Origin of the sequence: Paenibacillus sp. YYML68 (assembly GCF_027923405.1) — a bacterium.
Lineage (GTDB): Bacteria > Bacillota > Bacilli > Paenibacillales > NBRC-103111 > Paenibacillus_G.
Genome location: NZ_BQYI01000001.1, coordinates 3,637,612 through 3,662,956 on the forward strand (window position 1 = coordinate 3,637,612; position 25,345 = coordinate 3,662,956).

14 protein-coding genes are annotated in these 25,345 nt (G+C 52.2%); 6 read left to right on the forward strand and 8 right to left on the reverse strand.

Features of this window, described 5'->3' with window-relative positions:
• Nucleotides 1-54 precede the first annotated feature (54 nt).
• Both PAE68_RS16375 and PAE68_RS16380 read right to left on the reverse strand, forming a co-directional pair.
• Nucleotides 55-3,471, reverse strand: coding sequence for a cohesin domain-containing protein (locus PAE68_RS16375; protein WP_281888689.1), 3,417 nt, complete (start codon nt 3,469-3,471; stop codon nt 55-57).
• A gap of 280 nt (nt 3,472-3,751) precedes the next feature.
• Nucleotides 3,752-8,269 carry a cohesin domain-containing protein gene (locus PAE68_RS16380; RefSeq protein WP_281888691.1) on the reverse strand — a complete coding sequence of 1,506 codons (4,518 nt, stop codon included), beginning with the start codon at nt 8,267-8,269 and terminating at the stop codon, nt 3,752-3,754.
• Between the two features lie 356 nt (nt 8,270-8,625).
• Between PAE68_RS16380 and PAE68_RS16385 the strand changes: the two genes are divergently transcribed.
• From PAE68_RS16385 to PAE68_RS16400, 4 genes are all read left to right on the forward strand, one after another.
• Nucleotides 8,626-9,156, forward strand: coding sequence for a D-lyxose/D-mannose family sugar isomerase (locus tag PAE68_RS16385; RefSeq protein WP_281888693.1), 531 nt, complete (start codon nt 8,626-8,628; stop codon nt 9,154-9,156).
• Nucleotides 9,157-9,360: 204 nt separating this feature from the next.
• Nucleotides 9,361-9,792: a hypothetical protein gene (locus tag PAE68_RS16390; protein ID WP_281888695.1), complete on the forward strand. Its 432-nt coding sequence runs from the start codon at nt 9,361-9,363 to the stop codon at nt 9,790-9,792.
• A gap of 1 nt (nt 9,793) precedes the next feature.
• The gene (locus PAE68_RS16395; protein WP_281888697.1) at nt 9,794-10,024 is read left to right on the forward strand and encodes a helix-turn-helix transcriptional regulator; all 231 of its coding nucleotides are present in this window, start codon (nt 9,794-9,796) and stop codon (nt 10,022-10,024) included.
• 1 nt (nt 10,025) lies between these two features.
• The gene (locus PAE68_RS16400; RefSeq protein ID WP_281888699.1) at nt 10,026-10,709 is read left to right on the forward strand and encodes a DUF4386 domain-containing protein; all 684 of its coding nucleotides are present in this window, start codon (nt 10,026-10,028) and stop codon (nt 10,707-10,709) included.
• An 84-nt stretch (nt 10,710-10,793) separates the two neighbouring features.
• Here PAE68_RS16400 and PAE68_RS16405 read toward each other — a convergent pair whose 3' ends face one another.
• The 6 genes from PAE68_RS16405 to PAE68_RS16430 form a co-directional block, all read right to left on the reverse strand.
• On the reverse strand, nt 10,794-12,251 hold the full coding sequence (locus PAE68_RS16405; protein ID WP_281888701.1) for a sulfatase family protein: 1,458 nt from the start codon (nt 12,249-12,251) through the stop codon (nt 10,794-10,796).
• Nucleotides 12,252-13,202, reverse strand: coding sequence for a glycoside hydrolase family protein (locus tag PAE68_RS16410; protein WP_281888703.1), 951 nt, complete (start codon nt 13,200-13,202; stop codon nt 12,252-12,254).
• A 662-nt stretch (nt 13,203-13,864) separates the two neighbouring features.
• Complete coding sequence (locus tag PAE68_RS16415; protein ID WP_281888705.1) at nt 13,865-19,540, reverse strand: InlB B-repeat-containing protein; 5,676 nt, start codon at nt 19,538-19,540, stop codon at nt 13,865-13,867.
• Nucleotides 19,541-19,583: 43 nt separating this feature from the next.
• Nucleotides 19,584-20,534, reverse strand: coding sequence for an SGNH/GDSL hydrolase family protein (locus PAE68_RS16420; RefSeq protein WP_281888708.1), 951 nt, complete (start codon nt 20,532-20,534; stop codon nt 19,584-19,586).
• Between the two features lie 16 nt (nt 20,535-20,550).
• Nucleotides 20,551-22,026 carry an MBOAT family O-acyltransferase gene (locus PAE68_RS16425; RefSeq protein ID WP_281888709.1) on the reverse strand — a complete coding sequence of 492 codons (1,476 nt, stop codon included), beginning with the start codon at nt 22,024-22,026 and terminating at the stop codon, nt 20,551-20,553.
• 24 nt (nt 22,027-22,050) lie between these two features.
• On the reverse strand, nt 22,051-23,475 hold the full coding sequence (locus PAE68_RS16430) for an MBOAT family O-acyltransferase (protein ID WP_281888711.1): 1,425 nt from the start codon (nt 23,473-23,475) through the stop codon (nt 22,051-22,053).
• 743 nt (nt 23,476-24,218) lie between these two features.
• On the opposite strand from PAE68_RS16430, the gene PAE68_RS16435 reads away from it, so the two are divergent.
• Both PAE68_RS16435 and PAE68_RS22845 read left to right on the forward strand, forming a co-directional pair.
• The gene (locus tag PAE68_RS16435; protein WP_281888713.1) at nt 24,219-24,437 is read left to right on the forward strand and encodes a hypothetical protein; all 219 of its coding nucleotides are present in this window, start codon (nt 24,219-24,221) and stop codon (nt 24,435-24,437) included.
• Nucleotides 24,438-24,865: 428 nt separating this feature from the next.
• Nucleotides 24,866-25,321, forward strand: a complete 456-nt coding sequence (locus PAE68_RS22845) for a VanZ family protein (protein WP_397378930.1) — start codon at nt 24,866-24,868, stop codon at nt 25,319-25,321.
• The last annotated feature ends 24 nt before the right edge of the window (nt 25,322-25,345 follow it).

Here is a 25,345-nt window from a genome sequence, read left to right on the forward strand (position 1 = left end):
TCTGGACAAACGCCTCGCACTGCGGCATGCACAGCGCGAAGCGCCTCTACTCGATTATTGGATTAAGCCTACACTCTTCTTCAGCATACGGAGGGCGTCCGATGTCGTTAGCTGTCCGTCACCGTCATAATCGGCCGTCTGAGTCTGCTTCTCGTTCAGCAGCTCCATATTAGCCAGATGCTTCATCAGCTTCAGGGCGTCCAGTCCGTCGACCTTGCCGTCATCGTTCACATCTCCGGCCACCACCAGCTTCTCAATCGTAATCGTTGTCGGCTGAGCGGTGAACGCATACGGTGCTTCCGATATGAGGTTCCCCTCCAGATTCGCGAAGCTGATTGAAGCTGGAGTGGACTCCGTTATACCTGCCTTAGCCGTAAACTCTAGCGTCGCGACCGTCGTGCTGGTACCCGTAATGCCAGACTCCTTCACACCGTCGAAGACAATGGTGCCTGGAGTCGACGTGTTGCGCTCGACGAGCGAGAACGCATCTGTGAACGTCACCTGCTTCAACGTCAGCAAGCTGTGATCGTATTGGATCGTCGCCTTCAGACGGCCGAGATCCTTCACATCGCGGACCGTGACCGGCACGCTGAACGTAGCACCGGACGCTACCGACTGATTCGCTGCTGCAATAGACGGCTTCGTCGGATTTGGATTTGGATTCGGATTCGCTACAAGATGGGAGAGCGTCAGCTTATCGATGATGAAGCTGTCGCCACTCTCTGGCGCGTCCTCCCACAAGTAGAAGCTCAACGACGTAATGTTGCCGAAATCAAGACCCGACTCCGCTCCCCAGAAGCCTTCCGTCGCTCCCCAGTCTGCAGGAGAAGCCTTAAACTTATCCAACACAATTGCTCGCGATTGATTCGCATCGACGACGAAGTAGAACGTACGCAACGCGCCGCTTGCATCAGTCACATTGACCCGTACCTGATTCGGCTTCGCCGTCGGATTCGTCACATCTGCTGTTATGGAAGGCGTCTTGCCTAGATTCCAAGGAGCAGATGGACTGATCGTTACACCTGCGTAGTCGGTATCCAGCGTCCCTACGTTGACCTTCATCGCACGCTCACCGTCTGTTGCGCCTTGTGCCTGATACTCCACCACCGCGCCCTTATAGCCGGAGACGATCGACAGATCCTCCGAAGCCTCGAAGGAGATCGTCAGCGGAGTACCCGTCTCACCGGGACCTTCGTTATCATCGAGTCCAAGGAACTTCACATCATAAGCCTTGGCGTGCAGCTCCTTCGCCGCAGCGACCATCGCCGGGTATGGCACATCGGTTACATCGACGAAGCCGAGGTTGTAGTTCTCGCCATCCCAAGCGCGTCCGAGTAGCGGCTGGTCGACGTATTGGAACCAGTGCGCGCCCACGAAGTAAGGGCTCTTCAGCACCGTTTTCATATAATGGAGATACTTGTCTGCGCGGTCCTGCTGATTAGCTGAAGCGGTATCGGCAACCGGACCTGTACCGAACATCCCTCTGTCATTCGAGGCGAAGGCATACTCCCCGATAATGGTCGGCATATCGAGGGCTTCCAGATGCATCCAGTTCTCACCGTCCACATCTTCCTTATAAATGTTGAAGCTGATCACATCGACGTACTTCGCTGCAACCTCCTGCACCTCAAGGCTCGTCCCCCACTCGGCGAAGCGGGAGCCGAGGTACAGCGTATTCGGGAGTGCAGCCGTGAGCGCTGTGTCGACCGTGCTAAAATATTGCTCGGCCACAAGCTTCAGCATCGCCGAGAAGTCCGGCACCATCGCGTCTGTAATCGTACCGACCTGATACGGCGCCTCCATCGCTGCGAACGAGGCGAAGCTTGTCCCCCACTTCGCGTTCAAGGAAGCGATGCTATCCTGGTACGTAGCCTTCAGGTGCGCGAGCATCGCCTTCTTCGCATAGCTCGTGCTTAGCGTCGCATCTGTCTCCAGAATATGACTGATCAATGAATACTTGCTCTGTACGGCACGCGGATTGCCCCACTCCATCTCATTGTCGATATAGACGCCGAGCATCCACTCATCATTCGCAACGCCATAGGCGAGAATCTGGTCCTGAACCATCTTCTCCACGCTGTTCTTATACTCTGGATCGAATACATCCGGGAACGGACCGATCTTCGCATGTGTGCCGACATGTGTCCAGCCGTTCGCCACATATGCGAGCTTCGTCTCATTACCCTTGCCGAAGTACAGCTCGGGGTCCGACCAGTTGCCCAGCGAGTTGAAGCCCCAATTCTTGAAACGAGCCACCGACGAAGCTCTCCACTCGTTCTTGTAATCATCGCCGTACTTGCGCTCGAGATTAGCTGCATAATGGTTGAACAGCCACCCTTCGGTCTGTCCCAGCGGTGCTCTCGCTACAAAGGTCGTGTAGTCGTAATGGTCACCGAGCGGACCGTCCTTCGCCGGAACGTCCTCGAACATGTTCTCTCTGCCGGAGATCCACGTCATCATGTCGGGAAGACGCGCGATGTCAAGTCCCGTGGAGAAGAACAAGTAGCCCTCCGGATCGACAAGCGTCCATTTCCCTTCATGCTTCGTCACCCGGAAGTGACCGGTTCCTTCCAGCTTCGGACCGTTCAGCCAGCCGCCATATTTGCTAGTCGCAAGCGGAGGCTGCGAGGATGCCAGCTGCTGAGCTTCCTGCAGCTTATAGTTCACGAGGTCTTGATCAGACTTGACCTTGCCCCCCCAGTCTATGCCTGTGTATTGCCCGTACTTATCCACCAGACCGTCCAGATAGCTCAGATCGGAGCTTGGGTCAGGAATAACCTTGATGTTATCGAATATCAACGTCGACGGCTTCTTCGCGTACATTTGCCAAATTTGGAATTCAACGATGTTACTCGCATTCAGCGACTTCTCCCCCCAGCCATAGCCGAGCTGGTTGCCTGCTGGATTAGGCGGTAAGAAGCGCATCCCGAGATCAAGCGCGTTGGAGCCGAAGCTCATATAGAACTTAGACGTCGAGTTCGCCTTCACGGATGTGCCTGTACTGACCGTGGAATGCTTAACACCGTCCGCAGTCTTGTCGTCATCGACTCGCAGGAAGAAGACGACCGGCTCATTCGTCGGGTTCGTCACCTCGAACGCCAGCGCACCGCCGCCGAAGCTCCATGGCGTCTCCGCTGTAAACTTAACCGTAGGGAAATCAGCCGCCTTATAATCGACCTTAAGCCCCTTGGACCCGTTCGTACTGTCAACGATCGATAGCGTCGCGTCTCCACCCTTAACGAACGATGGAATGACACCGCTCTCAAAATCAAGTCCTGGAAAGCTCCCCGCCGTCGTCTGCACGTTGGATACGCTCCCGCCAGTCGAGCCTGACTGCCCCTCCATCCCGTAGGCTGGAGCTGCTGCAAGTCCCATTACCATCGCCATGGAAAGCATAGCCGATGTCCATCGCTTCCCTGTTGTGCCTCTGCTAGTGCTCGTCTTGTTCTCCGTACTGCGTATAATCCTCATTGGGATAACCTGCCTCCTTCTAGTATTCAATAATGCTTGTGTACGAGCAGCCGGCGAACGTACTTCGCGCAGTCACTCGCCGTGGGAACGGTTACATCAGCATGTCCAAGAAATCGAAACACCGTCCCATTAATTACAAGCCTAGTATACCTGTTATCGGGCGTTCGCCTGTACGAATATTTTAATTTCATATTGCTAAAATCTTAAGGTATTGCGCATGTCCTTCCTATTAAAAACGCTTCGCACTGCGACATGCACAGCGCGAAGCGCCCCTACTCGATTATTGGATTAAGCCTACACTCTTCTTCAGCATCTTCAACGCATCCGATGCCGTTAACACGCCATCGCCGTCATAGTCGGCAGCGGTTACTTGAGCCGTCGTTAACGTCGCGAGATTCGCCAGATGTCTCATCAGCTTCAGCGCATCCAGTCCGTCAACCTTGCCGTCATCGTTCACATCGCCCGGCGTCAGAGCTACAGTGACGGTAATCGTACCCGTCTGTGCTGTCATCGCATAAGGCACCTCGGTCTTCGTATTGGCCTCGATGCCTGTAATGGTGATGGCAGCCGTCACATCCTGCGTAATACCGGACTTCGCTGTGAATGTCAGCTCGGCAATCGTTGCGTCGGCAGACGTAAGACCTGCTGCATTGACGCCGTCGAACGTCACCTTGCCTGGAACCGTATCGTTCGATTGAACGGTTGGCAGCTCGTTCGTGAACGTTACGCCCGCTAGTGTCAGTACATTCGAATCGTACTGTACGGTAGCCTTCAATCGGCCGAGGTCCTTCACATTCTTCAATGTAACAGGCACCTTGAACGTAGTCCCCGCCTTGACCGTCTGATTCGCCGTCCCCAGCACAGGCGTTACTGGTGGTGTTGTAGCTGCATTCGCAAGCGTAATCGCATCGAAGGCAAGTGTCGCCTTCGTCAGCGGTGCAGCATTCGGCGCGAATACATACAGCTTGACAGACTTGAGCTTCGTCGTATCGATCGCTGCTGATCTCGCGTAATATCCATCCGTCTGCCAGCTTGCAGCCGTTACGCCGAACTCCGAGATCGAGATATTCCGCGACGCGTTCGGCGCGATGGCGAAATAATACGTGCCTTTATTGCCTGCGATATCGGCGATTTCAACGCGCAGCTGGGTGGCGACGTTTTCGAAGCTTTTCACATCGAGCTTGAATGGCTTGCCGCCCAGATTCCAGCCCTCGGCCGGAGCTGTAAAGTCAACATTGCCCGAATATTTACCGCTCGTATCCCAAGTGTAAGCCGTGAATTGGTTGAAATCGACCTTCAGTGCCTTCGAGCCGTGCGTAGCTCCCTCTGCACCTCTTGTTACCGTCATCGCCTGATTGTTATACGTATACTGAACCGCTTCCCCGTCCTCGAAGGACGTAATCGTACCCGGTGCTGGATCAGGACCTGGCGCTGGACCTGTCTGAACGTTGCCAAGCATCACGTTGTCTAATGTAATCGTTGCCTTCGTCAGCGGAGCTGCCGTTGGCGCGAATACATAGAAGCGAACTAATTTAATATTGGTCGTATCGATCGCCGCATTTCTCGGGAAATTCCCATCGGTCTGCCAGCTTGCCGCCGATACGCCAAACTCCGAGATCGAGATATTGCGCGACGTGTTCGGTGCTACAGCGAAGTAATACGTGCCTTTGTTAGAGGAGCCGTCGACAATTTCGACACGTACCTGTGCAGCAGCATTTTCCATATTTTTCACATCGAACTTGATCGGCTTGCCTTCCAGATTCCAGCCCTCGTCCGTTGCGGCAAAGTCGAGGTTAGCCGAATACTTACCACTCGAATCCCACGCATAGGAGGTGAATTGTGTGAACTCCGCCTTCAGCGCCTTCGAGCCCTTCGTTACACCGTCTGTGCCACGAGTTAACGTCAAGCCTGAACCGTTAGCGGCATAGCTGATCGGCTCTCCATCCTCGAAGGAGAAGAGGGCACCAGTAATACCGACCGACGAGCCTTTCGTCTTCGTATATTTATCGAAAATCGCCACCGCTGTAGCCAAATTGCTCTGTACCAAAGCGATCTCATCTGCAGTTGCTAATGCATCGTTCTTCACGATATCCGCCTTCGTCAGCTCGATATTGAGCGTGTTGTGAATGTGCTTCATCACCCACTTCTGGCCGACCGACAGCTCTGCGCCTGTCTTCGACACGACCGCAGCCTGGAGCTTCGCCTTCGCATTCGCGATCGGCTGTGCGAGCGATGTCGTTGCTGTGCCTGTCGGAGCTGCCTGCTCATAGTAATTGATGAGCTGCACGCTAGTTATATGTCCGCCATTCTCAGGAATCGTAATCTGAATCGTATTGTTCGACTGTACCTTGGCCGGATCGAGCTCGAACTCGGTGAACGTCAGAATGTCTCCTGACTTATTCGTGAACTCGAGATCCTTGGTGAAGCTTTGAGCGTCAGAGCCGCTGCCTGGGTTCACCTCGACAGCCATGTCTGTCGTAAAGCCGCTTCCATCCTTACCGAAGCCTACACGCAAGGTCGATTTCGCAAGGTTAGTCGTGGACGCTGCGACTGTGAACTCAAGCGGAGCTGCTTCGCTTGTCGGCACCAGCTCCTGCGGTGCGTAGTCAAACTTGCGCTCCCACGTCTTCGTGAATGACGGGTTGCTGTCAAGTGTAATTTCGAAGACGCTCATTTCTTGAACACGCATGTACACATTGTTCAAGTCCGCGACGTGTTCTTCCTCGTACGTCAGCTTCCCTTTTTCCAGATAGAAGTGCTTTCTCTTGACGTCTGCAATGTTAGCGTTTCCTGCAAGTACGTTAAGGTCGAGATTGACGCGCTGCGCGTTCAGATTGTGCACGGCCACATAGACCTTATCATTGTAGCGGACCGCATTCGTGAATACGCGCTCGTTGTCCGCTTCAGACGGTAGGTAGGCACCGCGATAGTCCTTCCACATATCGACATACGCTTCGAGAGGCGTCATCTCTTCCATCAGACCATTCTTCGTCTCATTGTACTTATAGAAGGTCTGGTTCGAATTCGGTCTCCAGTTGATGATCGGATACAGATACGGTACGAGCATGCCGATCGAATCGGAATAGTTCATGAAGCGCTGCATGTAGCCATTGAAGGCAATCAGGTTCTGGTAATAGTCAATGTCCGTACCGCCTGTGTTGTACGTGCCTTCCTCCGTAATGTAGATCGGCTTCACATTGTTCGTATTCACCATATGCGCGTTAAGCAGGTCAAGCACGGCTTCCATTCTTCCGTTCAGGAAGCCCTTCGGATTGCTCTCTTGGTCGTGCATAATTAAGTTCGCATTCTCGTAGAAGTGGTGCGAGTACCAGTCGAGCGTATCCTTCGTATCGTCCATGAACTTCAACTGCGCTCTCGCTTCATCGAAGCCCTTCTTCTCGAAGTACATGAACGCGCTGCTCGGTCCTCCGACCAGAACATCCGGATTCTCCGCCTTGACAGCGGTTGCAACCTTATTGTGGAATTCGGACAAGTAGTCCCAAGCTTGATTCGGATGAGTCAAGAAGAACCACCATTCCTGCGGAATCGTCGATTCGTTCTTCACCTCCACATACTTCGGTCCTCTGCCGTCGAAGCGCGTGTCGATGCTCTTGATCAGCTTCGCTGCAGAATCGGCAGCCGCATCGAAGTTCGCATACGAGGGTGTTCCGAAGTGCTCCGACTCCTTCGAGTTCGGATCGGCCCACATCCATCTTGGCCATCCGTCCAAGGTCAGGACATAATCCTTGCCAACGGTAGCATACAGACTGTCGAACTTATCAATCGCTTCCTGGCTTCTCGCGTACACCTTGTTCGTCTCTGTGAAATCCGCATACCCCGGACGTGCAGCGTCCTCCTTCAAGCCGGCATTTTCCGTCATCAGCTTATAGTGGAACGCACCCCGTCCTGGTATGAAGCCCCAGTCGTTCGTCGCCTTATGATACGCTTCATCGAGAAGTGTGACGCTGCCGCTCGATTGCTCGACACCGATCGGACCACTGTTCACATGGTAGCGCTTGAATACATCCTCAGGCAGCTTGTGCACGCCATTCATGCTCAGATTCGTAAGCGCATACACATCAGCGGTGACGTTCAGAATGTCCCGGTCGCCGCCTAATACGGTCCAAGCCGCCGTATCGAATTGCAGCGGAACGCCTTGCTCTTCCCAGTGATAGATGCTTCGCAGCGTACCGTTGCCGACGATCTTCATCTTGTAGCCGTCATACCGTAAGTTACCGTTCTGATCCTTGACCAGCCATGGCTTCATAATGCTTTCCGTCGGATTCGATTCCTGGAAGCTCATCTTCGTGTAGTTCGTGTACAGACCTGTAATCCCGTCCTTCCAGCCGCCATTCTGGAATACGGTCCACTTCGTCTCGACACCATTCGGGTCGATGACATACAGCTCCATCGTTTGTGCAACAGAGCCCTCGAACCGCACATCGTTGAACAATCTCCAGATCCGAGCGTCGCGAGCCGGAATGTCGATGATCACTTCACCATTTACCTGCAAGTACTGTCCTTCCGGATATTGCAGGAAGTTAATTCGTTTAATCCGGCTCTCGCCATTGATACTGTTGAAATATTGAACTGCATCGTCTCCGAATTGCGACTTGTAATAAGCCGCCGTCTCTGTGATCGTATCGAAATCAGCCTTGTCGATACGAATGTTCTCCGGTAATTCATCCTCCGAAGTCGCAGCATACCCCAAGCTGCCAGGCATGATGACAGAGGTAACGATCAACAGCATACATAACACGCTGGTCAGCGTTTGCTTCAGCTTCCTGCTCAATATCATGTTCAACTCTCCCTTATTATGAATTGCATTCCTACTGCTTAAGTACGACCTTGTATCAGAACTACATCAAGCCCCCCTCCATAACGCTCAATTGTCACTCCCGATTATGAGTTAAGCGTTTTCAAACTTGGAATTGAGTTTATTTTATCACAAGAATCCAAATTATCAATACATAATTCCTATAATAATTGATTTTGTATATTTTATCGGAACATAATCTCATTAAGTTATTGTATGAGAAAATGATTACACGAAGCAGGAGGTCTTACCCTCCGTGTGGAATTCGTAATATTGACAGCGCATACAATGAGCAGCAAGAGCGGCCCGCCATAGTTCATGAGAGGATGGGAATTGGAATGAAGAGCATAAGTTCACAGGAAGCAAGAGAGAGAGCACATCAGATGCTACAGCAGGCCGGGATCATCTTGACCCCCGCTGAAGCCGAGCAGTTGGAGATCGCCGACTTCGGCCTGAAGCGACTGAAGCAGGAAGGCTTGCAGCTCATCACGTACGTCAACAACGACCGGTATTGTGCGAAAGAGCTCGTATTGTTCCCAGGACAGACGTGCCCGGAGCATCGCCATCCGCCAGTCGGCGCGGACCCTGGGAAGCGAGAGACGTTCCGCTGCCGCAGCGGAACGGTATACTTATATGTCGAGGGCGATGCCGCGCCGACGCTGCACGCACAGGTACCCGACGAGAGCAAGCCGTATTACACCGTCTTCCACGAGCTCGTGCTCGCGCCGGGAGATCAATACACCATTGAGCCTGATACGCTGCATTGGTTTCAGGCCGGGCCGGAAGGGGCGGTCGTGTCGGAGTTCTCCAGTACGAGCCGGGACGAGCTGGACATCTTCACCGACCCGCGCATCGTGCGCGTGCCTTGAGTTGAGGTCGGGGTGATATACAAGGTCGTGATCACAAGTTGTGATCCGGCCTCTTTTTCATTTTCCGAACGTTCAGACTAGTCACATGTAAACCGAATGCCCAAGCTATAGCGATCAATGTAAAAGAAACTTGACATTCTATATGGTTTACTTTACATTGTATATAGTAATCTTTACATTACATGCAGGAGGTGGTAGGTAAGCATGACCTATCAGGAGAAAAAAAGCATTGTTTCGTTAGTGAGCTCCATTTTTATTTTCATTACTTACTGCATGATCAAGTACAGACAATTTCCCGAAGGTGAACCACTTGAATATTGGGGATCGTTTGTGCTTGTGCTGACTGTTGTTTCGATCGGTGCGCATATTGTCATCAGCATCGTGTTTACTATCTTTTTTCGAGTCACAACAGGGGAGAAGGAACCCCATTTTGCAGATGAGATGGATAAACATATTGAATTAAAAGCTTTTCGAAATTCTTTCTTTATTTTTATTCTTGGTTTTCTCATTTCGATGGGTTCGCTTGTTATGCAGGAAAATATCAATTTGATGTTCATGATTCTTATCGTTTCTGGATTCATCTCTGACATAGCAGGCTCTTTATCCAGACTTTATCACTACAGGAGTGGAGTTTAATATGAGCAAGATACTTGTTGGCAACCACATCCGAACATTGCGATTTAATCACAACGAAATGACACAACAGCAATTGGCCGACAAGGTAGGTGTAACAAGACAAACCATTTTGGCGCTAGAGAAGGGGAACTACTCTCCTTCATTAGAACTGGCTTTTCGCATTGCCCATGCATTTAATTTATCGATAGAAGAGGTTTTCTACTATGGGAGTCATAACGAGGAGGAGAGTTAATATGTTTTCCATTCGAGCAACGTCTACAATTACAGGAGTTTTATTTTTGCTTGCTGCTGTTTCCGCTATTTTGGGGCTTCTTCTATACGATCCTGTACTGAACAACCCGAACTACCTCATAGATGGCGTGAAGTATAAGGACCAAATCGTTCTCGGAGCTCTATTCGAACTGATTTTGGTTGTTTCAGCAATAGGTACTGCGTCTACGATGTTTCCTGTTCTACAAAAGTACAATGTGACGATCGCTCTTTGGCATCTTTGTTTTCGATTTATGGAAGCAGTCGTCATTATTATAGGCATTGTTAGCGTCCTGTCTTTACTTTCGCTGAGTCAGCACTTAACGAGCTCACCATCTGTGGATGTCGCTTCTATAGAAGCAACTGGAGCGATGCTAAAAGGAGCTCATGACTGGACATTTATGCTCGGACCCAATTTCTTTCTTGGCATCAACACATTCATGTACAGCTATCTATTTTACAAAACGAAGATTGTCCCTCGCTCCATCTCCATCTTAGGTTTAATTGGATCTATTTCCATTTTCATAGCATCATTGCTTGAAATGTTTGGGGTTATTTCACAGCTTTCGGTTTGGGGCGGACTATTAGCCTTACCCGTATTCGCGACTGAGATGATACTCGCAGTTTGGTTAATCGTTAGAGGGTTCAGAGTTACAAAAGAGGGATAACAAGCTTAGGCCTAGCCCCCCCTCCGTTAAAACAATAAAGAAGAGCAGGCTATCTTCAGCATAGCTTGCTCTTGCTCGTTAAATCTAGCTCTGCTTCTTCCAATCGTTATAGAATACATTCTGCCCAGCTCCGACCAATCCGCCCTGCCCCTTACCGGTAACAGGCTCCTTCGTACCATCCTTCTGCGGATCGGTGTGACGAAGAAACCATTCGGATAATGATCTCCGCATCTCTGCCACCTTCTCTTGCAGCTCAGGAGCATCGATCAGATTATGTGTCTCGCCGGGGTCAAGCGCTAGATGGTACAGCTCATGCGGACCGTACGGATACCGGTGGACATACTTCCATTCGCGATTACGAATCATTCGAACGGGTCCGTATTCGTCGCACACGACCACTTGCTCACTACCTGCCAGTCTCTCTCCCCGCAGCAGCGGTGCAAAGCTGGTCCCCGGAGCGGAAGCTTCCATCCTGTGACCAATCCCCACATAATCAAGCAATGTCGGCATCACATCATAATGGCTCAATAGCTCGTCACTTACGATACCCTCCGGCACGGTGCCGGGGCGACTCACAAGGAAGGGAACCTTCACCGACGTATCGTACATATTCTGGGGGAATGTTCCGTTACCCTTGCCCCAGATTCCGTGATGCCCCGTATTCATCCCATTATCGCTTGTAAAAATGACGAGCGTATGGTCTCGAAGTCCCTGCTTCTCCAGTGCATCCATAAGTCGACCAACATCCTCGTCCATTGCGGTAATGGCGGCACAGTAACCCTTGAGCAGCTCGCGCCTTGCCTCTCCGGTTCCGAAGCTGCACGAATTGATTTGATCAGGATGAATCGGCTCATCGGGAAAATGCTCGAACTTACAATCCTCATACATACGAAAATACGGTGCAGGATGCTGATTACGTTCCCACGGCGTATGCGGTGCCGTATAGTGAACACTTAAGTAGAACGGCCTCCCGTCCGATGCTCGTTCATGTACAAATTGCAGCGCATCCTCTGTAATGACGTTCGTAACATACCGATCCTCCGTTACGATATCCCCATTCCTCACAAAGTCCGCCTCATAATAGCCGCACCCGCCGCGCCCGAGAGCAGACCAATGGGAGAATCCTTTGCTCGGTCGGAAGTTATCACCCAAGTGCCACTTGCCGCTCAGACCGCATACATACCCGTTGTCCGCCAGCACCTCAGGGAAGGTAAGCTGTCCTGCCAAATAGTCAATGGCTCTGTCCTCCTCGGCATATGCCTTGAGGTCGCGCATCGAATCAGGCAGAAGCTCCCGATCGATATTGCCAGACCGTATCCAATCATGAACCCCATGCCGGGATGGCATATTCCCTGTCCATATAGATGCGCGTGCCGGCGAACAGACCGGGGATGCGCAGAAGAAGTTGGTGAACCGGATGCCTCTGTCTGCCAACCGGTCCAGATGAGGCGTATGTATATCCCGATTACCCGCACAGCCCATCGCCCATGCTCCTTGATCATCCGTCAGAATGAACACAATATTCGGCTTCCTGTTCGACACCTATCTCTCCTCCTCCACAATCTTCAATATGGCCCCACTAGATGTCCCATACCTCCCTCCCATCAGCGCAAGAAAGAGATAAGCCGGCTTCCCGTCCCGTACCAGCACTTGAGGACGTTCGAATCGCTCGATCGGTCCAGCGAAGTAACGATTGCTCGCATGATACCCTAGCATGGGGCTGGACCAGTGAATGCCGTCCTCCGACCGCAAGTACAATCCAGTTCGATCTGAGATCACTCCCATATCGCGCATCACCATATGATACTGCCCGTCCTCGATAAATACATAAGCATCCTCAACCTGAGACCCACATGAGGAGAAATCGACGATCGGATTGTACGCCACCCTCGTATACGGACCTTCAATGTGGTCCGCGATCGCGAGCCCCATTTTTCGCATATGGTCATTGTACGTGTCCCACGCCTTGTAATACAACCAGAATTGCCCGTTCGGATGAAGCAGCAGCGCTGGATTCGTCGTCAAATAGCTGTCCCAATCCGTTCGCACCGGACTCACATCGAGAATCGGTTCATCCCCGACCCTCTCCCAGGGCCCCTCTATCGTATCGGCCATAGCCAGTCCAATGCGCTGAGTGGCAGCGGTTCCGTCACGATTGCCTATATATAGCATCGCATAGCGGCCCCCAACCTGATGCACCGTTGGATTATGAATCGTAGCCGCATCCCAATGCCGACCTCCCCTGCCCTTCAGCACTGTACCGGTCACTTCATACGGGCCTTCGGGATGCTCCGCAACCGCGTGGGCGATCTCACTATGGGTCAGCCATCCATCATGCTCCGTCGCAAGTGGCCACCGGGAGAAGAACACATGTATCTTCCCATCCGGAGTCTCGATCGGGGAGCAGCACCATACGTGCCACCCTTCGAGCTCCAGTATTCGCCCAACGGACTGTAGCCGGTTGCAGAAGGATGATGGTTCATAATGGTCCATGCCTCAGACTCCTTCCCGTCTCTGTTAAGCTATTGATGTCGTGTTGCTAGCTCCACCATATAACAGATACGCTTGGAACGCATTATGCAATCAACGCAGCAGTATTCATTTCGCTGAGAATGCATTATGCAATCGATGCAGGCAGTATTCATTTCGCTGAGAACGCTCTGAATTGCCCGTCTATACGGTTATACAGACAAATTGTCACACACAGATTGGGTGCCCCGGCGCATACACTGTGATTCAGCATACACTGCAATTCGTCATAATTCGATAATAATTTACATTATATGTAAATTATTATCCGATACTTAGTCTACGGATTAATCATTTACGCTATGACCGGAAGCTCGGTTATCCCAAGCTCACCGCGCTGCCGTTGGGGCTCGCCTACTCATTGGAGACCATCCGGTAGGGCTGATCAGCTTCTGCTATGACCTCACCTGCAAGGAGCCGCCTGGCGAGTTCATAGCAGAAGCGGTCGACCTAGCCCTTCGTCGCCGCCGCCAAGCGCAAGCGCGGCAACATCTGCTCGGTAGAGCGCCCCTACTTGCTGCGACCAGGCGAGCGGGTGTGTACTTGCTTGCCGTAGCGCAAGACAAAAAACAAGGGCCTGCTGTCACCGCTCCATCGCGGTAATAGCAAGGCCCTTGCTTATGGTATTAAATCAGCTCTGACTTCTGCAGCAGTCGCTGTACGATCGCCGCGACCTCAGCTCGAGTCATCGTTGCCTGCGGAGCCAACTCTGTGCTGCTGCGTCCGGAGACAAGCCCTGCCTGCAAGCAATCGGCAATGGCTGCGAGCGCCCAAGCCGATGCAGACTCGCTATCAGCGTACGGCTTCAGAAGGTCATCCGCCGTCTTCGTGCCAAGCTTGGACTGCAGCTTCGTCATGCTCATCGCCTTCGCCAGCATCGTCATCGCTTGCTCGCGTGTTACCAAGTCTGCCGGACGGAAGGTGCCGTCCTCATAGCCGCTGATCAATCCCGAGCTATGAGCCGTCTTCACCGCGCTGTGGAACCAGTCACTGTCGGCCACGTCCGTGAACGGAGCTGAGCCGGTCTCGAGCTTCAAGCCGAGGCTCCGCACCAGAATGGCTGCCAGCTCTGCACGTGTAATGGACTGATCTGGCGCGAACGCACCTTCACTTACGCCATTGATCACGAGTCGGGAGCCCATGTCATTGACCGCGGACTTCGCCCAGTGCTTCTCTACGTCACTGAACTGCTTCGGATTCCAGATCACGGAGTACGTGCTGTTCGAGAAGCTGTTCACGACAGCGTAGTATGCTCCATCCACCTTCGTAACCTTCGTCGGCACATGACGCACCGTTCCATCTGCTTCTACCACAATACTTGTTGTTACCTTCGCTGGATCTACGCCCTGCGGCAACACAATGGAGCGCTCCACGTAGCTATTGAATGTATCAACCTCTATAGACTGGTTGCCTACAACGCCGCGCACATGGAAGTCAACAGGAGGAGCTACAAGGGTGAACGGTCCCTCCGCTGCTGATTGTTCTACCCGCTTCGTTGTCGTTGCGGGAGAGGCTGCAATCTCAATCTGGATCTTGATGTCCTGCAGAGCAAGTGTACGACCTAACTTCTGGGACAAGGAGTTAATGTTAATCTGCTGAGCAGGAAGCTTATACGTCGCATGGCTCGTCTTCAGCTCTACAACCGCCTGCTTCTGCTCCAACGCCTTCACCGTCTGGCCGTTCAGCTCGCCGATTGTGACATCGGACTTCTCCAGCACGGGAATCGTAATGACGGCCTGCTGTCCTTCAGCGGCGAGTCGGTCCTCCAGCTTCTTCTGGTCAAGCACAACCGTCGTAACCACTTGATCCTTTTGCTTCGTCGTCGTCATGATCCCTGCCGACTCTTCCTTGCCGTTGACCAGCACCTTCGCTACAGTCGCTTCATTCTTCTCTGGAGCCGTAATAGGTGCCGGGCCTGATGAAACATATTCGTCCAGCAGGACGGTGTTCGAGGCTAGCGACCCACTGCTCGTTCCCTCACTGTTCAACGCCTTGACAGTAAAGGTATACGTACCGTATGGCAAATCTGTCAACGTGAGCGGACTTGCGGCTCCGGTCACTTCCTTATTCCCTGGTGATGCCGTCACTACATAGCTCGTGATCGCACTTCCTCCGTCACCTGCCGGCGTGAAGGAGATGGTTACACTTCTCTCCCCTGCGCGTACAGCGCTGACCCCTGTCGGAGCGGCCGGAACGGTTTTCGGCGTCGCGCTTACCTGATTCGATAACCCGCTCTCACCGCCCGGGTTGACCGCTGTCACGACGAAGTAATAGGTTGTACCGTTCGTCAAGCCAGATACGGTAGCCGAGTACACCGATGCTCCGACGGTAAGTGCCTGAGTCCCGTATGTAGCGGAGCTCACGCTGGTGTATATCGCATATCCCGTTGATCCTGCGACGGGACTCCAAGTGAGCGATACCTCGGCATCGCCATGAACTGCCGTCTGCAGCACAGGCGCACCAGGTGCAGGCACCTGCGGCGTGGCGCTCAGCTCGTTAGATAGATTGCTGGAGCCCGCGGCGTGATTCGCTACAATGCTATAGTAATACGTCGTTCCGTTCGTTAAGCCCGTCGCTTGATACATATACACACTGCCGCTCACGGTTGCGGTTGGGAGCAGTGGAAGCTGTCCGGAGACTGTGCTTTGGTAAATATCATAGCTGGTAGCATGAGCCACTGGATTCCAGCTAAACGTTACGACCGTATCTCCCGAGTTGATCGATTGCAAGGATGGCAGCAACAGAGGGAGAACCGTCCACTTAACATACAGTGTTGTAGTGCCGAGTATCGGCATCGTCGTGAACTGATGCGGTATGGTCAAGGACGAATCCGTATACCAGCCATCGAAGCTATAGCCTGCCTTCACAGGGGCCGTTGGCATCATAGCATACGCATTATGCGTCACCGTCTGACTCGCTACCGCCGAGCCGCCTTGCGAGTCGAAGCTGACCGTGTAGCTGTTCAACGTCCACTTCGCGTACAGCGTCGACACGCCCAGAATCGCTGTAGTCGAGAACTGGTGCGGTGTGGTCAAGGACGAATCCGTATACCAACCATCGAAGCTGTACCCTGCCTTCACAGGGGGCGTTGGCATCGTCGCATACCCGCCATGCGACACCGTCTGACTCGCTACTGCCGAGCCGCCTTGTGAGTCGAAGCTGACCGCGTAGCTGTTCAGCGTCCACTTCGCGTACAGCGTCGACACGCCCAGGATCGTCGTAGTCGAGAACTGGTGCGGTGTGGTCAAGGACGAATCCGTATACCAACCGTCGAAGCTATAGCCTGCCTTCACAGGGGCTGCTGGCATCGTCGCATACCCACCATGCATCACCGTCTGACTCGCTACCGCCGAGCCGCCTTGCGAATCGAAGCTCACCGTGTAGCTGTTCAGCGTCCACTTGGCGTACAGCGTCGACACACCCAGGATCGTTGTAGTCGAGAACTGATGCGATGTGGTCAAGGACGAATCCGTATACCAACCGTCGAAGCTATAGCCTGCCTTCACAGGGGCTGCTGGCATCGTCGCATACCCGCCATGCGTCACCGTCTGACTCGCTACCGTCGAGCCGCCTTGCGAGTCGAAGCTGACCGTGTAGCTGTTGAGCGCCCACTTGGCATACAGCGTCGACACGCCCAGAATCGCCGTAGTCGAGAACTGGTGCGGTATGGTCAAGGACGAATCCGTATACCAACCATCGAAGCTGTACCATGCCTTCACTGGGGCCGTTGGCATCGTCGCATACCCGCCATGCGTCACCGTCTGACTCGCTACCGTCGAGCCGCCTTGCGAGTCAAAGCTGACCGCGTAGCTGTTCAGCGTCCACTTCGCGTACAGCGTGGACACGCCCAGAATCGTCGTAGTCGAGAACTGGTGCGGTGTGGTCAAGGACGAATCCGTATACCAACCATCGAAGCTATAGCCTGCCTTCACAGGGGCTGCTGGCATCGTCGCATACCCGCCATGCGACACCGTCTGACTCGCTACCGCCGAGCCGCCTTGCGAGTCGAAGCTGACCGCGTAGCTGTTGAGCGCCCACTTGGCATACAGCGTCGACACGCCCAGAATCGCCGTAGTCGAGAACTGGTGCGGTGTGGTCAAGGACGAATCCGTATACCAACCATCGAAGCTGTACCCTGTCCTCTCAGGGGCCGTTGGCATCGTCGCATACCCGCCATGCGACACCGTCTGACTCGCTACTGCCGAGCCGCCTTGCGAGTCGAAGCTGACCGTGTAGCTGTTCAGCGCCCACTTGGCGTACAGCGTCGACACGCCCAGAATCGCCGTAGTCGAGAACTGGTGCGGTGTGGTCAAGGACGAATCCGTATACCAACCGTCGAAGCTATAGCCTGCCTTCACAGGGGCCGTTGGCATCGTCGCATACCCGCCATGCGTCACCGTCTGACTCGCTACCGTCGAGCCGCCTTGCGAATCGAAGCTGACCGTGTAGCTGTTCAGCGTCCACTTCGCGTACAGCGTGGACACGCCTAGAATCGCTGTAGTCGAGAACTGGTGCGGTGTGGTCAAGGACGAATCCGTATACCAACCATCGAAGCTGTAGCCTGCCTTCACAGGGGGCGTTGGCATCGTCGCATACCCACCATGCGTCACCGTCTGACTCGCTACTGCCGAGCCGCCTTGCGAATCGAAGCTGACCGTGTAGCTGTTCAGCGTCCACTTCGCGTACAGCGTGGACACGCCCAGAATCGCCGTAGTCGAGAACTGATGCGGTGTGGTCAAGGACGAATCCGTATACCAACCATCGAAGCTGTACCCTGCCTTCACAGGGACCGTTGGCATCGTCGCATACCCACCATGCGTCACCGTCTGACTCGCTACCGTCGAGCCGCCTTGCGAGTCGAAGCTCACCGTGTAGCTGTTCAGCGTCCACTGAGCGTACAGTGTAATGTGGCCCGTTAGTACAAACTGATTGCCCTCGGAATACGAAGTACCGCTGCCATCTGAGGCTGTATTCCAGCCTGCGAACGTGTAGTTCGCTCTATCCAACAGTCCAGAGTTACCCGGTACGGTAATGCTGGTATTCTCATTATAGCTTGTCGGACTCGCAGGCACACTGCCTCCACTATGACCGTTGCCATCATAGATGATATGATATTGCGGCACGCTCCCTACGAGGATTCCAGCAGTGCTGCCGACTCCATTCAGAGTGAGGTCCGCATCTTTGCCGTACACGTCCCTTAAGGTTCCTAGATTCATAGCTAGTGTAGGAGCTATTGCAATCCCATCCGTATCCAAATCGCTGCTTTGCACCGAATAGCCGAACAACAGTGTGTCTGAGTTTGAACCGGATTGGTAATAAGCATGTCTCGATTGCGAGCCTATTGTCAGCTGTATACTTGGGTTGCTTGTCACCGTGACGACCTCAGTGAACCTCACTGAAAAGGATATACTGGATCCAGTCAGATATGTACTGCTTGAAGGTATCGTAACGGCTGCAACACTCGGACGCAGCTGCTCGTAGGCATTCTCTGGATAAATAGCGCCTACATTCGCAACGTCGTGCGCATTAAAGTAAAAGGTATTAAGTATATGCCTGCCAGGGTTATAGTAGTATTTATTATGCGAAGCGCTAAAGCCGGCATATACTGTGTTAGAAGGAAGCAATTGATCTGAGCTTATGGGATAACTCAAATCAGGTGTCGTAGGCCGAACCGTAGAGCCACTGATATATACATTCAGAGAAGACCCGTCATAATCTACCCACAGATGCTTCTGCACATCCGACTGAGTCGAATAGGAGCTCGCAAACTGTGTGATCGGTGCGGAGGCGGCATCGGTGGTAGAGCCATCCTTACGGATGCGGAGCATATTCGCACTCGCATCTACGATTACAGCGATGCTATTGCCGATTCCATCTGCACCGAAGCCGTTATTGTTGCTTCCGAGCGATGAAACACCATTAGTTTGAAGCACGAAGGCATAGCCCGTGTCTAAATAATACGGACTTCCTCCAAACGAACCACCGATCGAATTAACAACAGCGTACATATTGAAGCGTTTATCGTTCGACATCGTTACTGGCTGCTTCGTAAAGACAGATCCACGACCATTGTTACCAGACATAATGATCGCGCCATTCCCTGCTCCACTTCCCGTTAATAGAGATGCATTTCCATTTACAACCATATTGTTCGCTGTGAAGGTAGTCGAATCGATTTTCTTCGTAATCGCAGTCTGTAAGACAGCCGCACCAGCATACTGAGCCGGACTGACGAGCGCGAGCAGCATGCTTCCCGCGATGAGACCGCTAACTTTCCTGCGCAACCAAGCTCCTTTACTCATGTGAGCACTCCTTAGAACGTAATTGGGTACAGCTAAGCTTCCGTCATTTGGGTGCCGTTATCCCCTCCTGCTGCAGCAGCTGACTCAGCCTCCTCGCACCCTCGGCATTCAAGTGCAGGTCATCCTGAAAGTGCTCCACCGTGAAGCGGTCGTCCTGGAAATAATCAAAGGTCCGAACCTTATACTCCTCGCGAAGCGATGTCAGCAGCGCCTTCGTATTCCGGTAAGAATCAGTATATAAATCCGCATAGAGCGGCATCACCGGCGTGATGAGGAACACAACCTCCACGTTGCGGTCTTGCAGGGCTTGCATGGCAGTCTTCAGCCTGCGTGCGTTGCGCTCCCGATGGTCGGGATTCACATAGGGCTCGAGTAGATCGGCTACCCTCTGCATTCTTAAGGAAGCATCTTCGCTCGTTGAGACGACCCCCTGACTCTCCTTCAGGAAAAATCCAGAATCATTCAACGCAAGCTCTTCCTGCTGCTCAGACGGGAACCCGCGGAATAAATAATCGAGGCTCGTTCCGTAGCCATGCAGCGCTATTCGACTGAACGCGCGGAGATCCAGCCAATCGCTCCACTGCTCGAAGCCTGTGCCATATTCCAGATGGTATTCGTAGGCAAGCCGCTCCAGATCGGTCCCTTCTCCTCCCATATCCAGCAGAGGCGGAATGACGTTGAATACAACTCTCTGCAGTCGGGGCATTCGATCGACCCATTCGTGCACAATTGCGGTATCCTGCTCCAGTAGCTGATAATAGTTGCCCATGTTCAGCACGCCGCTGTCCATGTACGCAGGATTCACTCCATACAAGGTAGGCGATGCTCCAAGAATCAATGTCTCGGTCTCCCCTGCTCGTTGCTTCAGCAGCTTGGCCTTGACCGAGTAGGTGCTCGTCATTTGGGATAGCCCATACTCAAGGTACCCGGCGAACAGCAGCAGCGGCATGGCAGCGAGCACCAGCTTCATGCCTAATCGAAAGCTTGACTTCATCTCCATCACCTCACCATCAAAATCCGAACAAGAACGGTGTCGTCTTGTACACGCCCATCACGAGCGCAAGCAGCAGCATCACGTAGCCAGCAACCCATCGCTTCCATCGAGGTACATGCGCTGCATGCAGCAACTGATACGGATACGGATAGCGATCATGCAAGCCAAGCTTCCCGTAGCCGGTCAAGGCCGCTACCAGCAAGGCGACGAGAGCCAGATTGAAATCCGTCCATGAGACACCTAGACTGCTCACAATACGCTGACCGGAGAAGTCGTCGAGCCGCCTGCTTATCAATGTCACATACGGCACGACCCGATCGACCCCAGGAAAAGCCAGCCAGACGGATGCAAGGCACGCACTGAGCCACACGAGCCAACGACTCGCGAACGGCACCTGCAGCTGCCGCGTCCGAAGCGCCGCGGGACTTCTGCGACTCACGGTGCTGACAAGCCACACAACGCCGAGCAGCAGGAAGCCCCAGCTCCCCGAAGCGAGCAGCAGCCCCGTGCATAGGACCGGAACCGCGATCGAACGCACAAGCTGCTCCCGCTCGATTCGATCCCCATGACTGCGAATGAATCGTCTCTGTATCAGCCACCGCAGAGGCTGCTCCATGTAATCCTCGACCCAAGAGCGCAAGGAGCACATCCACCGCTCCCAGTATAGGAAGGGGCGATCCGCCTTCCATGGAAGCTGGAAGTGATGCCCGAGGCGATACCCCATCAAGTGTGCCGCCCCTACGGACATGTCGGTATAGGCGCACAGGTCGAAATACAGCTGCAGCGCGAAGCAGACGGTTCCTATTATAAGCCCCCAGCCGAGGCTGCCTTGAGGATCATCCAGTGCGGCATGGGAGATCACGGCCAACCGGTCGGCAATGACAAGCTTTTGGAATATTCCCCAGCCCATGAGGAGCAGTCCTTCCTTGAGTCGCTTGCGGTCAAGCAGCCTCTCGACTCTAGGCGGTTCCATCATCGCTTGCGGCTTCTCAATGGGACCGGCAAGCAGCTTCGGGAAGAAGAACAAGTAATGAGCGAGGTTGAAGGCAGCACCTGGACCTCGTGACAAGCGCCCGCGATAGAGCTCCATTAGATAGCTGATCGCTTGCAGCGTCAGGAATACAGAGCCCACATGAAGCACCGTCAGCGACATCGTGGAGACGCTACCTGCTGCCTCTGCAGTGGGGAGCAGCTCAGCTACCCACCCGTGCAATAGCGTCGATTGTTGCAAGCCAAGCAGAAGAATGTTGCTGGCGATCCCCGCTGCAAGGACGTAGCTCTTAGACAGGATAGATGAATCCAGCATTCGTCCAAATCCCAGATTGACCACCAAGAGCAGGATCAGAAACGGAAGCGCATGCGGCAAAAAGACGACGGCGAAAACGATACCAGCGAGTAGAGCGGTCAGCTTACGGAATTTCTCCGGTACAACCATACACACGAGCGATGCCGCCACCAAGTAAGCAATATAGCTCCATGAAAATAACACCATGCTGCGACCCTCCGTGTTGTCCAGTTAAAATTGCAAGTAAAGAAACGGCCTTTCCTCGAACACACCTAGCAGCAAAATGCCTGTTAAAACGGCATAATAGAGCGTCCAGCGCTGCCAAGACTTCAGACGGTCCGGCAAGCGGACAAGCTCAGCATAAGAGAGGTCTCGAGCAGCACTGACCATCTGCAACGCCAGCATCATGACGGCCAAGGCTAGACTGAGCCACAGGTCGGACTCGATTCCTTGCCAGCGCTCGATCGATAACGACAAGCCGCCAGGCTGGAACCAGCCATCCAGCAGCCTAGCATGAACCTGCCACGCGACCTCGAGCGACGGAGCTCTAAACAAGACGCAGAGGAAGCTGACGACCGCTAGATTACCCACCATCTGCAGCAGCTTCGGCATCAGCTGTAGAGGGGCCTTCCACCTCCGCTCCATCAGATACACCCCAGCATTGGCTAGTCCCCATACGACGAAGGTCAGGCTAGAGCCATGCCACAAGCCGCTGAACAGGAACATGCAGACGATGTAGCCTGTCGCCCTCGTACCGAATATTCGCTTCCGTGTCATCGGGGTGAGCAGATACGCTCGAATCCAGTCCGTCAGCGTGATGTGCCAGCGAGACCAGAAATCCTGCAGCGACACCGCCCCCAGAGGATGATTGAAATTCAAGGACAGCTCGTAGCCCATCAGCCTAGCGCTGCCGCGAGCCATATCACTGTAGCCGGAAAAGTCGCAATAAATTTGCACCATAAATAGCACCGCTGCCATCCATACCTCAAGTGTGCTGAAGGCGCTTGGGTTGTCATACACCCGATCGACTACGAGCGCAAGCCGGTCGGCAACTACGAGCTTTTGGAACAGTCCCCATAAGAGCAACCGTCCTCCCTCCACCATGTTCTGCTGAGAGAACACCTGCTGCTTATGAAGCTGAGGCAGCATCCGCGCAGCCCGCTCAATCGGACCAGCGATCATCTGAGGATAGAACATCACGAACAAGGCAAAATGCATCAGACTTCGTTCCGGCTTAATCTTACGCCGATATACATCCACCACATAAGCCACACTTTGCAGCGTATGGAAGGACAGTCCGATCGGAATGGCCCATTGGGACAGCACCGAATGACCGCCTTCATAGCTTGTGGAGTCAAATAAGAGGGCGATGACACCTGTATATTTAAATCCGATCAGTAGAAATGCATTTCCGAATATACTTACAGCCAAGGCAGTTCGCCTCGCGCGACCTGCAGAAGCATCGATCCACCGCGCCGCATAGAAGTCTAACAGGATCATCGTCATAATAATGAGGATATACCAAGGCACCGCATACATGTAAAAGAAACAGCTCGCCGCCAGCAGCCAAGCCACTCGCCCCTTGCCTGGCAGCAGCCAGTAGATGATTGTAACGATCGGCAGGAATATCATAAACGCTGTTGAATGAAAAACCATGCTATGCTCCCCCACCTGTCATTCCCCGCATTACCCACTTCATCGGCAATTATTAAGTCAGAGTTGACTGACAATTGGTGGATACAAAAAACGATACACGATGACGATCCTATCGTACGTGTATCGTTTACTAGTATAGCTTGAAGTTCGACAAATTTCGAGTTATTTTTTTCACAATGATTGCGGAGGATATTAACTTACAGATTAGGTTCTTACAGCTACGCTAGACAAAAAGGATGGCGGTCTATTCGTTGCAAACATTTATTGCGTTCGAGCACTCACCCCCGTTCCGACAGTCCGTTTGATACGGAAATTAACAGTCAAACTCTATGTAGCTATGAAGAGGCTGCTGAGAAATTAGCTGATCTTGAAATATCTTGAATAATTATGACGCAATTGACATAATGGAGGAAGGTGTTCAAGTCGTTGCTGTAAATTCTATTACAGGTGAAACGACAACGGATCTAGATTCAATTATTGAATCTCATAACGCAGCAAAATCAGGCTCTTCTCTACTTAAGCAGTAGTCTCCACAAGAAGCTACAGCTATTCCTTCGACTATTCAAGTTGAAGAAGCAGCCTCTGTATCTCCAAGAAGACATTGAACTTGCTATTCCAGTATGATTAAGGGTTGCATTGGACGAACCCCCTGCTAACTTGCTTGTAAACCAGCAAACGAGAAACAATAACAATACCTATAGACTTGGTTGGTTGAATTACTACTAAGCAATGGAGCGATATTCATGACGGTTAACAAAATTCAAGCTACTCTAAACGAGCTTAAGCGAAGGCTGTCTCAATCCAAGAACGGAACATTGGAGGTGAAGGTTGATGACGATCGGGTTTTTATTAAATCATTTTCCTTCAATTCCCCAGAAGATGAAAAGTCGTTACTCAGTTTCTTTGGAAGCAACAATTGGACTTTGCCAGAAGATTATAAAAAATTTCTTCTAAATCCATAATGGGGCGAAATTATTTGATGACGCTGTGTATGGCGGTGGTGGAATGGATTTATTATCAACGGAGACTATTCCCATGGTAGTAAATGAGTATGAGTACATGTTCCCTCATTACTGTTATCCAGTAGGATTTTATAATTCAGCCATCATCTACATTGATTCTGAGCTAAGTAAATCTTCAACGGAGTATTTGTTCTGGCAAAGTTGTATTGACTCATTCGAGGCGAAAGTTAACCTATGCATGAACTTCGAAACATGGCTTGAGAAGTTTATTGAATCTGATGGAAATGAATTTTGGCTGTGACGAAATTACTGTATCCTTAAAGTTAACATTTTTAGCATAAATTAACTCGAATACATGTCCAAGTTTCATGTGAAGTTTTTGCAGCGCTACTGAAATTAAATCTAAAAATACTAAAGCGAGGTCTGCTATGAACAGAAAGTACGTTTCGGTCATTGTAGTTTTCATCTTATATGTTATGACACTGATATACTTAACAGTGCTCTCTAATCATGTCCTTTCTAATTACAGAGGAGAACCCATATTTAAGCTTACCGTATCCATAATCGGGATTATGCAGACGCAAAGTGTAGAATACGTGATAAAAAATGTATTTGGAAATGTCCTTTTATTCATACCATACGGATTCCTGCTTCCGATCTTACTGATACCTTATATCAAGAAAACGCTAATGAATATTGGGACTACGGCATTACTTGCTCTTATTACTACCATTACGATTGAATTCATCCAAGTGTATTACGCCCATCGTGTTTTTGACATCGATGATATGATTTTGAATGAAATCGGCTTTCTCATAGGCGCTTTCTTCTTCTGGTTATTGGAGCCTAGTATTCGTAAGTCTATACTGGACAGCAGCAAGTAGATATGGAACTGCATCATATTCTGC

Bases quoted from the DNA above. Each gene is read 5' to 3' on its own strand.
- PAE68_RS16410 (WP_281888703.1), bottom strand. From the start codon at position 13,202: ATGGACCATTATGAACCATCATCCTTCTGCAACCGGCTACAGTCCGTT.
- PAE68_RS16385 (WP_281888693.1), top strand. From the start codon at position 8,626: ATGAAGAGCATAAGTTCACAGGAAGCAAGAGAGAGAGCACATCAGATG.
- PAE68_RS16415 (WP_281888705.1), bottom strand. From the start codon at position 19,540: ATGAGTAAAGGAGCTTGGTTGCGCAGGAAAGTTAGCGGTCTCATCGCG.
- PAE68_RS16435 (WP_281888713.1), top strand. From the start codon at position 24,219: ATGACGGTTAACAAAATTCAAGCTACTCTAAACGAGCTTAAGCGAAGG.
- PAE68_RS16420 (WP_281888708.1), bottom strand. From the start codon at position 20,534: ATGAAGTCAAGCTTTCGATTAGGCATGAAGCTGGTGCTCGCTGCCATG.
- PAE68_RS16430 (WP_281888711.1), bottom strand. From the start codon at position 23,475: ATGGTTTTTCATTCAACAGCGTTTATGATATTCCTGCCGATCGTTACA.
- PAE68_RS16395 (WP_281888697.1), top strand. From the start codon at position 9,794: ATGAGCAAGATACTTGTTGGCAACCACATCCGAACATTGCGATTTAAT.
- PAE68_RS16425 (WP_281888709.1), bottom strand. From the start codon at position 22,026: ATGGTGTTATTTTCATGGAGCTATATTGCTTACTTGGTGGCGGCATCG.
- PAE68_RS22845 (WP_397378930.1), top strand. From the start codon at position 24,866: ATGAACAGAAAGTACGTTTCGGTCATTGTAGTTTTCATCTTATATGTT.
- PAE68_RS16380 (WP_281888691.1), bottom strand. From the start codon at position 8,269: ATGATATTGAGCAGGAAGCTGAAGCAAACGCTGACCAGCGTGTTATGT.
- PAE68_RS16390 (WP_281888695.1), top strand. From the start codon at position 9,361: ATGACCTATCAGGAGAAAAAAAGCATTGTTTCGTTAGTGAGCTCCATT.
- PAE68_RS16375 (WP_281888689.1), bottom strand. From the start codon at position 3,471: ATGAGGATTATACGCAGTACGGAGAACAAGACGAGCACTAGCAGAGGC.
- PAE68_RS16400 (WP_281888699.1), top strand. From the start codon at position 10,026: ATGTTTTCCATTCGAGCAACGTCTACAATTACAGGAGTTTTATTTTTG.